Source organism: Bacteroidota bacterium, assembly GCA_016718825.1.
Lineage (GTDB): Bacteria > Bacteroidota > Bacteroidia > J057 > JADKCL01 > JADKCL01.
On record JADKCL010000001.1, the window covers coordinates 406,517 to 421,341 of the forward strand.

13 protein-coding genes and 1 pseudogene are annotated in these 14,825 nt (G+C 52.5%); 1 reads left to right on the top strand and 13 read right to left on the bottom strand.

Annotated features, from left to right (window positions below; all coding sequences use genetic code 11):
- Positions 1 to 142: 142 nt before the first annotated feature.
- The gene (locus tag IPN95_01720; GenBank protein MBK9448138.1) at positions 143 to 811 is read left to right on the top strand and encodes a hypothetical protein; all 669 of its coding nucleotides are present in this window, start codon (positions 143 to 145) and stop codon (positions 809 to 811) included.
- A gap of 60 nt (positions 812 to 871) precedes the next feature.
- On the opposite strand, the gene IPN95_01725 is transcribed toward IPN95_01720, so the two are convergent.
- The 13 genes and pseudogenes from IPN95_01725 to IPN95_01785 form a co-directional block, all read right to left on the bottom strand.
- Positions 872 to 1,810 (bottom strand): tetratricopeptide repeat protein, encoded by a 939-nt coding sequence (locus tag IPN95_01725; protein ID MBK9448139.1) that lies wholly within the window; start codon positions 1,808 to 1,810, stop codon positions 872 to 874.
- A gap of 12 nt (positions 1,811 to 1,822) precedes the next feature.
- On the bottom strand, positions 1,823 to 2,551 hold the full coding sequence (locus IPN95_01730; GenBank protein MBK9448140.1) for a hypothetical protein: 729 nt from the start codon (positions 2,549 to 2,551) through the stop codon (positions 1,823 to 1,825).
- 90 nt (positions 2,552 to 2,641) lie between these two features.
- Positions 2,642 to 5,989, bottom strand: coding sequence for a WG repeat-containing protein (locus IPN95_01735; protein ID MBK9448141.1), 3,348 nt, complete (start codon positions 5,987 to 5,989; stop codon positions 2,642 to 2,644).
- A gap of 156 nt (positions 5,990 to 6,145) precedes the next feature.
- Entirely contained in the window at positions 6,146 to 7,786 is a 1,641-nt protein-coding gene (locus IPN95_01740; protein MBK9448142.1) for a hypothetical protein, read from the bottom strand.
- A complete protein-coding gene (locus IPN95_01745; protein ID MBK9448143.1) occupies positions 7,779 to 8,345 on the bottom strand; it encodes an RNA polymerase sigma factor in 567 nt (188 codons plus the stop codon). Before IPN95_01745 ends, IPN95_01740 begins: the two co-directional genes overlap by 8 nt.
- A gap of 108 nt (positions 8,346 to 8,453) precedes the next feature.
- Positions 8,454 to 8,564 (bottom strand): hypothetical protein, encoded by a 111-nt coding sequence (locus IPN95_01750; GenBank protein MBK9448144.1) that lies wholly within the window; start codon positions 8,562 to 8,564, stop codon positions 8,454 to 8,456.
- A gap of 10 nt (positions 8,565 to 8,574) precedes the next feature.
- Positions 8,575 to 9,468 carry a hypothetical protein gene (locus tag IPN95_01755; protein MBK9448145.1) on the bottom strand — a complete coding sequence of 298 codons (894 nt, stop codon included), beginning with the start codon at positions 9,466 to 9,468 and terminating at the stop codon, positions 8,575 to 8,577.
- 73 nt (positions 9,469 to 9,541) lie between these two features.
- Positions 9,542 to 10,576 carry a hypothetical protein gene (locus IPN95_01760; protein ID MBK9448146.1) on the bottom strand — a complete coding sequence of 345 codons (1,035 nt, stop codon included), beginning with the start codon at positions 10,574 to 10,576 and terminating at the stop codon, positions 9,542 to 9,544.
- 14 nt (positions 10,577 to 10,590) lie between these two features.
- Positions 10,591 to 11,037, bottom strand: coding sequence for a hypothetical protein (locus IPN95_01765; protein MBK9448147.1), 447 nt, complete (start codon positions 11,035 to 11,037; stop codon positions 10,591 to 10,593).
- Between the two features lie 5 nt (positions 11,038 to 11,042).
- Positions 11,043 to 11,765 carry a toll/interleukin-1 receptor domain-containing protein gene (locus IPN95_01770; GenBank protein ID MBK9448148.1) on the bottom strand — a complete coding sequence of 241 codons (723 nt, stop codon included), beginning with the start codon at positions 11,763 to 11,765 and terminating at the stop codon, positions 11,043 to 11,045.
- Between the two features lie 162 nt (positions 11,766 to 11,927).
- A pseudogene (locus IPN95_01775) lies at positions 11,928 to 13,371 on the bottom strand (aldehyde dehydrogenase).
- Between the two features lie 6 nt (positions 13,372 to 13,377).
- On the bottom strand, positions 13,378 to 13,872 hold the full coding sequence (locus tag IPN95_01780; protein ID MBK9448149.1) for a hypothetical protein: 495 nt from the start codon (positions 13,870 to 13,872) through the stop codon (positions 13,378 to 13,380).
- A 49-nt stretch (positions 13,873 to 13,921) separates the two neighbouring features.
- Positions 13,922 to 14,713 (bottom strand): SDR family oxidoreductase, encoded by a 792-nt coding sequence (locus IPN95_01785; protein MBK9448150.1) that lies wholly within the window; start codon positions 14,711 to 14,713, stop codon positions 13,922 to 13,924.
- Positions 14,714 to 14,825: the final 112 nt, after the last annotated feature.

The window sequence follows — 14,825 nt, forward strand, 5'->3', positions numbered from 1 at the left end:
GTATTCATTGGAAAGGTGCAAGCAATTCGAATTGTCAAAGTCGTTAAAAATCGATCTTGCATTCTTGCCTTCTGTTTTACATTTTCAGGCTTGGATCCATGGGCGCCACGGCCTATGGTATTACACAGATTATGAATGTATTATGATTCGAAACTTGTCCTCCTTTTTCCTGACAATCACCTTGGTTTGCTTGGGATCCGCCATGCAGAAGACCCCATCTGTACAAACCGTGAGTTATTACATTCTCGGAACAAGTGGCGGTGTCTACAAAAACAACGCAAAAATTGACAGTGGTTATGAGGCTTTGGCCATCGCAGCTTCGGGGAATGACTATTTTATCTTGGGCACCGGTGGCGGTGTGTACAAAAACAACGTCAAGATCGCCTCAGGATATGAGGCTGTAGACATTGCGGCCGATGAGACGGGTTGGTACGTGCTCGGTGTAAGTGGCGGGGTTTACAAAAATGATGCAAAAATCGACTCCGACTATGAGGGTATCGCCATCGATGCCTATGGGGGTCATTATTATGTGCTCACTGCCGGTGGCAACGTTTACAAGGACGGCGCCAAAATCGACAGTGGATACCAGGGAATCGACATTGCCGTGGATGCTACCGGTTACTACGTGCTGGGAACGAGCGGCGGAGTGTATAAAAACAATGCAAAAATTGACAGCGGCTATGAAGCCCTTGCCATTGACGCCGCAGATGGACACTATTACATCCTGGGAAGTGGCGGAGGCGTGTACAAAGACAATGCAAAGATTGACAGTGGCTACGAGGGGATTGATATTGCCGTAGCAGCGGAATAGGACTTTGCCATTCATCCCTGAAGGCTGATCCAAGTATCCTTTTGAGTGGCGAATCCCAGCCTATTTGGGTGCGTCAGCTCCACAATACTGTTTGCGCATCGTTTCGCCTTCGTAGTTGCCGCCGTCGGCAGCGACCTTCAAGTCTGCACAGCCTTTTTCAATTTGCCCTGAATTGATCAGGGCCACACCGCGGTAATAGTAAAATGCCGGATTGTCAGGCTGCATCTCGATTGCCCTTGACATCCATACGACACCTTCAGGGGCCTGTCCTGTATTGGTGAGAATGATTCCTTTGTAAGCAATGGCTCCCAGGTAAGTTGAATCCAACGACAATGCTTTGTCGATATCTTTGAGCGCGGTGGCATAGTCGCCCATGCCGATGTAGGTATACCCCCGGTTCAGGAAGCTCACCTTGTCGTCGGGCATGAGTTCGATGGCTTTGTTGAAGTCACTGATCGCGGTTTTGTTGTCTCCGAGCTTCGAATTGTAATACCCGCGGTTGGTCCATGCGAAGTGGCTTTTGGGATCTGCCTTGACGGCTTTGTTGAGGTAGTCGAGCGCGAGGAGGTCGTCGCCCATGTTGCCTTCGTTCACGCCGAGGTAGGCGTAGGACTCCCCGACGTTGTAGCCACATTCGACTGCGTAGAGGAAGTCTGCCTTGGCTGACGGGAAAATTCCTTGGATATAATTGGCAAAGCCGCGGTCAAAAGCATAGGAGCCGATCGTGTCGCGGGGCGCATTGGCTTTTTTGGCGATGTCAATGGCTTTGGTGAAATCGGCCATGCAAAGGTCCCACTTTCCTTGTTGCATCCTGGCGTTCGCGAGCCCGTTCCAGGCGCCGGCATGGGTAGCGTCTTCCTTGACGATGGCTTGAAAGGCGGCCTCGGCCTCAACGAACTTCTGCTCGGAGAGCAATTGATTGGCCTTGGCCATTTTGTCTTGGCCTGAGCAAGCGCTGAGTGTCGTCAGCATCAACACAATGGAAAACAGCAGCTTCATACAGCTCAAATTTTATTTCAACCGAATGTCGGAATTCATCGTGGCGTTGCCATCGAGCAAATCTTTCAAATTGTTTTCGATTGTCACGGTCTTCTTGTCGGCACCTACCAAGGCAGCATCGTTGCCCTTGACCTTCTTTACTGCGGTCGGGAAGGTGTATTTGACGTTGTATTTGGCGTCTTTGAACATCATCATCGCCATCTCGGCGTATTGCTTTTGTTCTTCGTCTTCGTCCTCTTTTGGGTCCATTTTCATGTCGAGCTTCCGGCTGAACTTTTTGCCTTTGTAGCTGAAGGTGTTTTCCTTCTCCGTTTCGCCGGATTCTTCTTCACCCATTCCCAATGCTCCACCCATGCCAAAATCCGTGCCACGTGCGACTTGGGCAGCGTTTAAGGCATCCATGTCTTTGAATTCGAAGGAATAGCCGATTTGTTTCTTTTCCTTGTCGTTGAGGTTTTGCACGTTGGTGATTCCAGGCAACGTTTTGAGCATTTGGTAGGTTTCATTTTCGGCAAACATTTCGTCCATGGACTTGTCACCGCCGCCCTCCCCTGTGGAGTCGAGCGCGGAGCCAAATGCAGCCATCATGTCTACCATTTTGGAAACGTCCACAATCATCGTGGCTTTGCCTGAGCCATCGGCGTTGAATTCGTATTCTTCAAAAATATCAAAACAGGAAGAGGTGCCGATCGCGATGGTGAGAAGGGCGAAGCCAAAGAAAATTTTGAAATACTTGCGCATGTAATTTTTGCCAGGGGCGGTAATGAGTGTGCAAGTTATGGAATGTAAGCCGAAAATGGCTAACCCCGGTGGCTTTTTTGTAGCCGAATCCTATTTCGTCAAGGCCCAAATCCACTTGCCTTCCAGGTCGATATAACCGATGGCATCATCGTCTTCGACCTGTATCAAATCGCCCATTCGTCGCACAGTATCGTATTTTGCATCGAGCAAAACCTTGCCATTTCCATCTACCACGCCGATGCTCCGGCGCATCATGGCTGAGGCGAGACCTTGACTGAAATTGCCGATGGCATCGTACTTGCAAGGTGTCATGACTGCCCCAAACGTGTTGATCAAGCCCCATTTGGTGCCCATTTGCACCGAAATGATGCCTTCCTGCCGGAATCCGACCCCATCATATTCGCAGTCGATCACCCGCGTACCGTTCTGATTCACAAACCCCCAACCCAATCCCGAGACAAACACGGCTGCACGACCATCCTTGAAATCGGTCACTTTGTCATAAACCAACGGCACGGCAATCTCTCCGGAAGGATCAATAAATCCCCATTTATTGCCCACTCTGACCGCGGCCCGGTTTTCTGTGAAGGCATTGACTTTCAGGAATTCGGGTTTGATGATGACCGCCCCCGACGTATCAATGAACCCCCATTTTCCCTGGACAAAGATCGCAGCACGTCCACAAGCAAAATCCCCGGCATTGGCGAATTGGTCTTCAATCCGGGTAATGCCTTTGGCATCCATATAGCCATATTCCAATCCGCTTTTGAACCTTGATAGGCCTTCACTGAAGTCGCCAATCTCCTTGTAATGGGGTCGCACCAAAAACTCGCCCTTGGGATTGATCAGGCCAAACTGTCCCTTTTCCTGGATCACGGCCACGCTGTCTTTGAAGCTGCCGATGCGGTAATAGTTGGGCTGCACCGCCCAATTTCCCTTCCGATCGATGAGTCCAAAGACGCCCTTGCGCTTGGCGGGGGCAAGCCCCTCGCTGAAATCACCTACCGCTGAAAAGGCCGGCTTGATTTCCATCTGCCCATCAAGCCCGATGAATCCGAAAAATTTCTCCGTTTGCACCCAAGCCAATCCCTCCTTGAAATCTCCTGCACGTAGGTATTTCTGCGGCGTCAATACATTGCCCACACTGTCGATATAGCCCCATGCGCGGTTGTCACGCACGCGGGCACGCCCTTCGTGAAAGTCGCCGACGGCACCGTATTGCGGCGGAATGACCACCTCGCCTTGCAAATTGGCATAGCCCCATTTTTGGCCTTCCCGGATTTTGACAAGGCCCTCGCTGAATTGCCCGACCTCTGCAAATCGGGGCTGAATGAAAATTTCGCCCTTTTGATCGATGAAGCCGTAGGCAGTGCGGTCTTCGCCGACCGCAAACAGGATGCGGTCATTGACGCTAAACAATCGCTCGATGAAATCAAACTTTGGTTCCACGACAATGGCAAATGTCTTATTGACTGCCCCCCATTTGCCCTTCTGCTTGATACGGGCAATATTCCCGTCAAAATCCAAGGCCGATTCATACTCTACGGGTTTGAGCCATTTGCCGCGCGTATCGATATATCCCCATTTGCCGCCGCGACAATATTGATAATTGGTTTTGATCTCATTGCTGAAAACGTCGCGCGATTGGTCAGAGAGAATGGTATCAATCGCAACGCTTTTGCTCCATTCGATGCGCCCGCCCAAATTGATACGGGCAATGCTGTCACAAAACGGGCCGATAAAGGCGGCATTCTCAAAGGTTGCCGTTTTCCCATCCATGGAAAGGAGCGCATACCGGCCCGAACCCGCATAGATCACCCTTGCCATGGGGCTAATCCTCCAATCGCTGGAAAACACCTTTTCAAACAAGGGTTCGGAAAGCGTGCGACCCGTGGTGTGGTCCACAAGACCCCAAGCAAAGTCTTCCGAACCCTTGATTTTTGCCTTTACCAAGGTGTATTTCGTTCCTGGCACCACCTCGATTGCCGGGTAAGTCGGATCGATCATCACACGTCCCGTGCGGTTGTCGCGTAAGCCCCAGAGGTTGCGTGCAGTGGAGACAAACCAACCCAGTGTGGAATTTCCCGCAATGGAGAGCAAGTCCACCTCCTCATCTTCCTTTTCCTTGATGATGACGATGCGCTTGACCTTGGAAGAGTGCCCGTTTTCATCAAAATAGGAAAAGGTCCAATCCTCACCGAGTCGCGCTTTGGCGGCTTGCAGGTAGATTTTTACATCATCGTATTGCGGCGGAATCAACCATTGCCCTTCCACATTGATCATACCCCATCGACCCTTCAGCTTGGCGCGTGCCACCTTGGATGCAGTGAAGTTCCCGAGCGAATCAAAGGAGATGAATTTGCGGACCTGACCATCTGTTGCATACCATTTGAGATAGTTTCCATTTCGGGCGAGAATCGTGGAATCATTGGCCATCAAGCAATTGTCATATTTGACCGGCACAATTTCCGTACCAGCCCGGTTGACTGCGCCCGAAGCTGCATTCGCCTTCACGAGGCAAAAGTCCTTTTGGAAAAGGGCCACTTCCGTGAACATGTCGCGGGTAATGACGCGCTCGGAGGTATCTGCCAATCCGGTGTAATCCTTGATTTTGTAGGTCACCCAATGGTAGGGATTTACCCAAAGAAAGGTATGGATGGGTTGGTTCAGGATTTTACCTGTGCTGTCCATCAGCCCTAAAAACAGGCCTTTTTGGTAGGCGACATAACTTAGACCGGCGTCCTTGAAGCCATCATGGGTCGGCTCCACGATGAGCTTGCCACGGTTGTCGAGCAAACCCCACAGCTTGCCGCTGCGCATGGCAATATGCGTCGGGGAAATGCGTTCCAGCTTTTCGTACTTGGGCTCGACGATCATCCTTCCGAGGGCGAGGTCATACAAACCCCAGCCTTTGTCACCTTCGACGTACACTTCGTTTCCGAGGCCATACATGATCCGCTTGAATTGGGCAGGGAGCAGCTCGGTGGCCGTGGTGTCCACGATGCCCCAAAGTCCGCCTTCGCAGTCTTCGTAACCGCATTTGCCTCCAACATTTACGCGTGCATGCCCCTTGTCATTGAATTCGGCGATCAGTTGAAAGGTCGGCGCAATGGTTTGGTCGAGCAAACGGTTCATGATTCCCCATTTTCCGCCTTCGCAGTCCTCTCCGGTACATTCTCCGCCGAGATTGGTGAGAATGACGTCGTTGGAGATGCATTTGAGATAGGAATAAGACGGCTCGATCAAGGTTCTGCCTCCTGAATCCACGAGGCCATATTTGCCGTCCAATACCACCACTGCTTGCCTGTCCATGATCCTGGCAATGGCGTTGTATTTGGGTTCGGCAAGCATCTTTCCATTTGGGTCGATGATGCCCCAGAGCCTCCCGGACTTGACCGGCAGCATCTGCCCAAATGCGGTCATTGACAGGATTATCACCAAAACGTGGACTGCGATATGTCGATGCAGGTGGATCAAGGTGGTGAATGATTGAGCTTGGGAAAAAGCTTAAAGGTAAAGGTAAGCAAGTCGAGGTGGTTTGTCATAAAAATGCCCCAGATTCCAATCAGGAACCTGGGGCATTCCGAGTCAGGTTCAAACACCAAGTATCAAGCGGAGGTCGGCTGCCGAATGCACTTCGGTTTCCTTGGCCTCAAACACGACCTTCTGTTGCATTGATTTTGACTTGTTCAGCAGACTTTTGAAACCCGCAGGTCCAAATACAGCCACTTTTGAGCCAGGGATCACCACAACAAGATAGTTATCGTCAGATGGATTGAATTTGAGCAGCACGTTTTCGGTTGGCGTCAACGTCATCACAGCGCGGTTGTTGCCGGTGATATGGTACACCACGGTATTGCTGGCATTCACGTAGCTGTTTTCGGGAAACTCGAATTTGGTATTGTAGCTGACCGCGTCTTTTGAACCATAGAACCGGTCACAGTTGTAGATGCCAAACCCTGAGATGGAGAAGCTGCGGTAGACGTCGGCTTGGGTACCGAGACGATCTTGTTCCTGTGCCCGCTCCATGACCATTTTGTCATAAGCCGCTTTCTTTTCCTTGAAGCGTTTCATGCCTTTTTCGTAGTCCTCGTCCTCCAAAATCGGTTTCACGTTGACGGAAAGGGTGGCTTTTGACTTGCGCTTGAGGGTAATCTTGTAGCGCAAACCTTCGCTGTCCAATTCATCCAAGGTGGCATCGTTCCAGACATGGCTGTGGATCTTGTCCTCCAACTTTGCGTATGCCGCCTTGTCTTCTGCCATCCAGCGCACTTCCTTGTAGGGACGGAGTTCTGGGAATTCATCGTAGTCGACATTGAACATCACCTCTCCGTCTTGCTCGACACCTTTTTCACCTTTGACGGGAGGGCGGGGTACGGAGGCCATTTGACCTGAGCCTTCCAAATCCTTACCAGGCTTTGAAGCCTTTTTGGCGGGATTTGCCTCAGTCGTCGGCTTTCCAATGTCTTTCCAGCCCGCTTTGGGATCGAGGAAGTAGAGATTGTAGTCGTCTTCGGGGGTGAAGGATGCCATGCGCACGTCGATTTCCTTGCCTTGGGCAATGTAGACGGGAGACTCGCCTTGTTTACCGAGGATTTCCATCATTCCGGCAGTCTGGAAGTTTTCCTGGGCACCGTTTTCATTGTACTTCATCGTGATGCCACTCAAGATGATGTCTTCGGCGTCATGGAATTCGCGGTATTTGATTTGAACGTCGCCGGTGACCGGCTTGCCTTGTGCATCGACAAAGGTGCCGGGGTCCACGGTGAGCACGGTTCCGCTTGGGGCGGTCCAAGTGCCGCCGTTGTCGGCGCTGACGGTGAATCCGAGGTAGGGGACGTTGGTCTCCGGCATCGGCGGGGTCACTACCGGCGAAGCCTCGTAGAGATACTCTGCCTGTGAGGTAAGTGCAGCATTGTCGTCGGCACCCTGCGGAACGACCGCCGTCATTTTGCTCGGATCCTTGCCATCTTGGTTACCGTTGGTGGCAACGAAGTAGATGCCGGTACCGACGATGGCGGTGATCGTCGTCACGAGGGCGATCTTCCAGCCCAGCGCGATCTTGGCGAGGCCAGACTTTGCTGCGGTTGAGGCACCTGCGGCAGAGGAGCCGGCAGCTGCTGCGGCCTGCTGTGCGAGTCCTGTTTGAATATTGTTCCAAACCTGATTGCTCGGAACCTGGGAGTCAAACTTGTCCCTGTTGTTCTTGATGAATCCTTCGAGGTTGTTAGACATAAGACATTGCAGTTAAAATTTCCTTCAATTTTGATTTGGCGCGGTTGAATTGAGATTTGGAGCCGCCCTCCGAGATGCCGAGAATCTCAGCAATTTCACGGTGGTCGTAGCCTTCGAAGAGGTAGAGGGTAAAGACGACACGATAGCCATCTGGAAGTTGGTCGACTGCTCTTTTGATTTGCTCGACATTCCAGACAATCGGTTCTTCACCTTCATACATGTCCGCCTTTGCGGCGTTGGCGGCCTCTTGCGCGGCTTGCTCCTTGAAACTCAAGGATGCTTTTTCCTTCTGGAGCGCATTGATGCTCTTGTTCACGACGATGCTTTTCAGCCAAGCCCCAAAGGTGCTGTCGCCGGTGAAACCCGAGATTTTGGTAAATGCCGCCAAGAAGGCTTCCTGTAATACATCCTCGGCTTCGGCAGCATGTTGGACGATACGCAGGGCGGTGTTGTACATGGCGACCTTGTACAATTCGTAGGCTTCAAACTGAGCCCCGGGGTCACCTTCTCGCAATCTGGCGATCAGTTCCATGTGATAATCTATTTTTCTTTGTGCCATACTCCAGATGATTTACAACCCAATGACAGGCATATAACGCCTGGGTTGCATCTGGTTTCAACATTGTTGCTATTTTTTTCAATGATCCGACATCTTTGGACCAATCGGTCAATGCATCAAGGAATAAAGGTCGGTGAACCGAAGCAGGCGCTCCAATTCGGATACCGTTTTTACTCCCGGGGCTACGATTTCAATGGTGCGGGGCGATTCGGGACTCAAATCGAAGAAATTATCTGAAAAGCTGGCCTTGTGAATTGGCAATTGAAAGCTGCAAATCCTTGATCAAATGCTTGGAACGCAGGCTGATTCGAAACATCTCACCATCCTGCTGCAAGGTAAATTCCGGTGTTGTCTTGCGCAGACGCAGCTCTTTGGGGGCAACGAAATAAACGACATGACGGGCGATCGGCTCAGCTTGTAGGATGTTTTTGCTTCCGTCAAACACGGAAATCACCGCTTTGGCATTGCGCATGTCGATCGGTTTTGATTCAAAATCGCGAATGGGGTAGGCAAATTCATTGATGCCTTTGCGAAGACTGGAGGCGCATAAATGTTCCACAATGCTGGAATCATCCAGCGTGAGAATGTCGACGCTGAGCTTCACAAATTGGGTCGCAGCCTCTGCGGCGATGCGCACAAACAAGCTGTCATTCTTCCGTTCGGCTGCAACCAACCCAGGCGCATACAAGCGTTTCAAGGCATAATGCGCGGGCTTCCAAACGCCATCAAAGTCAATGGTACTCCAGGAAGCTCCCGGCCAACAGTCGCCGAGTTGCCAGTACAAGGTCCCCATGCAATGCGGACTTTTCATCCGATGGGCCTCGATGGCGAGCGTCATCGCATCACGTTGCAGCAATTGGCTCAAGGTCAGGAACGCGGAAAAGTCCTTGGGTTCGCCATACAACGGTCGCAGGAACTTGAGAATGGGCGCATTGCCCTTGTAGCTTTTTTGCCGGTTGCGAATGGCTGCACTGTCAACGTTCCAATCAGCCGAATCGATAACCCCGCGCAAGGTTTGCTCGGAGGGCCAAGATTGGAAACCGTATTCGCTCATGAAACGCGGGACAAAGTGGCTGAACCCGTCGAGGCTGTCGGTTCCATGCCAAACGCCCCAATAGTGCATGTTGTGGTGGTTGAAATTCTCTTCCTTGCCCCAATTGCTCAGCGGACTCGTGCTGATGTAGGCACGTTTCGGATCAACCTTCTCTAGAATCGAGGGAACCGATTCCTGAAAAAAAGGTCACGTATTCCTTCCAAAGCTTGGCTGCAAATTCCTCCGAATACTTGAATTCCTGCTGCCAGCCCCAATTGTGCCAAGCCACATCTATTTCATTGTTGCCGCACCAAAGCGCAAGGCTTGGGTGGGTGCGCAAACGCAAGGCATTGTCGGTAAACTCAAGCTTGGCATTCTCCAGAAATTTCCCCTCCAGCGGATACATCATGCAGGCGAAGGCCAAGTCTTGCCAAACGAGCATGCCGTTGGCATCGCACCATTCGTAGAAGGCCTCATCCGCATAAACGCCGCCGCCCCAGACGCGAATCATATTCATCCCGACGGCCTTGGCCGCCTCCAGCAATTGAATTTGCTTTTCCGCGCCGCGGGGCAAAAACGCATCCGAAGGCACATAATTGGCCCCCTTCATGAAGAGCGGTCCGCCTTCTTCCAAAAAATCATTGAAGGAAAAATAAAAGCTCGTTCCGATTTCGTCCTTTTCCCGCACCAAGCGGACCGTGCGCAAACCCGTATTTTGTCCAAAGGAATCCACCAATTCGCCCCCGCGCTCCAAACGCGCCTCCACATGGTACATCTCGGGTTTGCCCATGCCCACCGGCCACCAATACCGAGGTTGCGTCATCGTGTAGTTCAATTCGAATGTTTGAAGTCCCGGCTTGAGTTGGCGCCGCGAGGATGCTACCGTCTTTCCATCGAGCAACAAAGTCAATTCGTAGTTCCCGGAAAAGGCCACATCCACCGTCACACGGCTGCGCACCTTTGCAACTTCCCGTTTCAATCGAACGGGCTGCGTCGAAACGGCTGCAATCTTGGCATTCTTCCATAAAATCAATTTCACCGGTCGCCAAATGCCCGCCGTCACCATTCGTGGTCCGAAGTCCCATCCGAAATGATAGGCCGCCTTGCGCACATACGGACTCACCTTGGTCGGGGAGGCATCGTTGCCGGATGAAAGCAGAAACGGCGAGGCCACTACAGCAGGCATGGCCATCTTCATCGGCGAAAAGAACTTCAAAACCAGCTCATTTTCGCCGGTTTTAAGTCATTCTTCCCATCAAAAACCCAGCGGCGGTGCATGTTGTCACAATGCCCCAACAATTTACCATTGAGCAAGACATCGCAGTAGGTGTCCAACCCTTCGAATACGAATTCCGATTGGGTGTTTTGGATTTGCGCCGGCGACAATAAGAAGGTCTTGCGGTACTCCCAATTTCGCTCTTCGATCCATTGTACAGCCTTTTCATTCAGGCCAATGTAAGGATCCGGAATCCGCTTCAATGCCAGTAAATCGGTGTGGACCGTACCCGGAACCGTCGCCTGCAGCCATTTCAAGCTGTCTTCTTCGCGGAATTGCCAATCCCCATCCAAGCTGATGTGCTCAGGATGCTGACCGATCATACAGACGGACCATGCCATCAACCCGAAAAACAGGGCTATGGAGGTGCGTCTTTTTCGCATGGAAATTAGAAGCGATCCATGTTGAGGATGATCGAGGCAATGATTTGCCCGACGACATAGATGATCGCGCATGTGGCAATGATCGTGCTTGTGCGCTTCTTCTTGGCGATGCGGTCAGCCGCCTCGTTGGCATATTTTCCATTCGGAAAATAGCGCAAATAATGCTCGTAATACGTGCGGTTGTTGTAGGCAAGGCAAGTCTGCCAAGCCCGCTCGTCCTTTTGCTCGGGGGTGAGATTTTCTTCTTGTGCTCCGAAGGTGTTGTTGGTATTGGCGGCCGGGCCGGGACCAAACGATTCCTCGGCGGCAGGTGGTTGAAGACCCTTGCCGGTCAAGTCCCAGATTCCCTTGAGCAGCTTGCGCATGCCTTTGTGTTCGGTGCCACCGGTCCAGTCGGAAAGATCGGCATAAGCCACAGCATCAGTTCCGGGTGGCGGGATGATGTCCTTGTGGATGCGCGTTGCGATCAGCCGTCTGAGCGTGCTGCCCGCGCGTGCCTCTGCCTGTATGCGACCTGAACCCGCCGAATTGTTGCTCCAAATCACCACATGGCAATTGGTGTTGCTGATCGTGGTTCGCAAGGTTTGAAGGCTTTCCTGACTTGTGGAAGGCTGGTCACGAAACCAAACTTTGAGTCCGACCCATTCCAATTCCTCCACGATGCGGCGCACTTGCGCCTCGTCTTCGGGCGCGTAGCTGATGTAAACGTCAAATTGATCGATGGCCATATTGGCGAATTTAATGGAGAATGGTGAATTGAAAATGGAAAATTGAAAATGGATATCCGCTTCAGGCGGGCAGCGAAGCTAATGAACCCGCCGATCGCCAAAGTGCCTTCAATGAGCCGGCACTGCGAAAAACACGACTGGAATTCAGCTTGCAGCCTCCCCTTACAGCTGAATATAGACGTTTTTGGCTTCAGTGAAAAAATGCAAGGCTTCCATGCCGCCTTCACGACCGATTCCGGAGGCTTTCATCCCGCCGAATGGGGTGCGTAAATCCCGGACGAGCCAGCTATTGACCCAGACAATGCCGGTTTCCAAGGCCGCCGCCACGCGGTGCGCCCGCTTCAGGTCGCTCGTATGCAGCGATGCTGCCAAACCGTACATCGTTCCGTTGGCGTAGCTGATCGCCTCTTCCTCTGTATCAAATGGCCAAATGGTCACCACCGGACCAAAAATTTCCTCCTGATTGGTGCGGCAACTGGGCGCAAGGCCCGTAATCACCGTCGGTTGCAAAAACCATCCACCTTCACAACGGATGTTGGGCGCAGGTGCCGGTTCGCCGCCGGCGACAATGGTTCCGCCTTCATCAGTTGCGAGTTGGATATAGCTCAGATCCTTTTCGAATTGATCTTTGGAGACGATCGCACCAATGTCGGTTCCATCTTCGAGCGGATCGCCGATGCGCAAGGCCTTCACGCGGGCAACAAAATCCTCGACAAACTTGGGGTAAAGTGACCTTTCGACCAAAATCCGCGAACCGCAAAGGCAAATCTGCCCTTGGTTGGCAAACGACGAACGCACGCTCGTGGCCAAAGTCGCTTCGTAGTCGCAGTCGGCAAAAATGACATTGGGGTTTTTGCCGCCGAGTTCGAGGCTGAGTTTCTTGAACATCGGTCCGGCGACCTCCATGATTTTGCGTCCGGTGACGGTGCCGCCGGTAAACGAAATGGCCGGCACCTGCGGATGGGCCACGATGGCGGCGCCGGTTTTGTGTCCGAGGCCATGCACGATGTTGAGCACGCCTGCGGGCAAGCCTGCTTCAATGCAGATCTTGGACAGCAAAAACGAAGTCATCGGCGTAATTTCCGACGGCTTGGCGACGACGGTATTGCCCGCTGCGAGTGCAGGCGCGATCTTCCATGTGAAGAGGTAAAGCGGCAAATTCCACGGCGAAATGCAACCGGCGACGCCGATCGGGCGACGCAAGGTGTAGTTGAAGCCGCGGCTGCCCATGTCGTAGGTTTCGCTGTGAAACTGGGTAATCGCCTGCGCAAAAAACCGGAAATTGGCTGATGCACGGGGAATGTCGATCTCGCGGGCAAGAAACAGGCTTGCCGTTGTCGATGCTCTCGGCGGTCGCAAGCTGATCCATCTTTGCGTCGATCAAGTCAGCAATCCGCAGCAAAATCGCCGAGCGCTTCTCAATCGGCATGTCGGACCACGCTGGGAAAGCTTCGCGGGCAGCTTCGACGGCCATCTCAACGTCGCGTTCGTCGCTGTCGGGAATCAGGGAATAAACACGCCCCGTTGCAGGCTCGATGTTGTCAAGCCATTGGTTGGCATGTGGGTCGACCAATTCGCCGCCGATGTAATTTTTGAGCTTTTCCATACAGGATCAGAATTTGCGAGCGCGGTGTTCTTCTTGCGAATAGTATAGCAATGTGGATCGGTTGTCTCTGATCGTGTAGCCAAAAGTGGGTTGTGAATGGGCGCGTTCCATGATCACCGAATCGGGTTGGGGTGCGCGTTTGCCTTCCACGATCTCGTGCATCGCAGCATGTACCGCCTGAATTGCGTCCTTGTCGGATGCGCTTTTCCCTTCTGGAAGCAGCCATTCGCCCTCCCATTCATCGCTGTAAATGGTATCGCCCTTGTGGCAGACGATATAGAAATAGACAAGTGTGTCCAAGGGACTCTCTCCGAAATAGCCGGCAGTAAACTTGTCGGGGAGTTCGGCGCCGCAAAACGGGGCTAAATGTTCGACAAACATACTTGCAGGCGGAACAGGCTTCAGGGCATCAGAATCCACGGAGGAACCTCCACATGCCGTAAGCATGAGGCAACTGAGCAGTGCGAGAGCGGCACCGAATCTAGGCAAAGTGCTGGCCATGCTGCCAATTTAGGAAAATTTAAAGAGGCATTTCCAATCCTGTCATGAATCAGAGGCTTTTCGTGCGTCCGCCGTCGACGGGCAGGTTGATGCCGTTGATATAGCTTGCGGATGGGGAGGCGAGGAAAGCGATGGCATAAGCCACTTCTTCGGGTCTGGCGAAGCGTTTTGCGGGGATGGAGGACAGCATCTGATTGGCGGCTTCGGCTTCGCTGATGCCTGTTTTTTCCACTTTGGCTTGGAGAATGCTTTGAAGGCGCTCGGTTTCGGTCGCACCGGGGAGCACGTTGTTGACGGTAATGCCAAAGCCGCCGAGTTCATTGGCGAGGGTTTTGGCCCAGTTGGCAACTGCGCCACGGATGGTATTGGAAACGCCGAGGCCGTCGAGCGGCTGCTTGACGCTGGTGGAGATCACATTGATGATGCGGCCGTAGCCACTGGCTTTCATGCCGGGCAGGAGTGCTTGCACCAAGATATGGTTACAAACTAGGTGCTGGTTGAAGGCCGCGCGGTATTCTTCGATGTCTGCAGAATGGGCGGCGCCTCCGGCCGGGCCACCGGTATTGTTGATGAGAATATGAATCGTATGGAGGTGCTCGGCCATCCAACGGTCGAGCGCATCGCGCAGTTGGGCGGGACGGTCAAAATCGGCAACGAGGTAGCCATGATGCTGGCCATTGGGTGTTGGCAATTCGGCAGCAACGGCTTTCAGCTTCTCGGCATTCCGCGCGACAAGCGTTACCTGTGCGCCCATGCTTGCGAGCTCGATGGCGGCGGCTTTGCCGATGCCTTGCGTGCTGCCACAAACCACTGCCGATTTTCCATTTAAATTCAGTTCCATATCCGACCGTTGTGCTAAGTATTGCGTAAGAAACAAAAAGTCAATTCTGCGAATTCTACTGGAATGCCGCATCCTTTCTGCCAAATTGTTACAGAATTTTTATATTTACTTG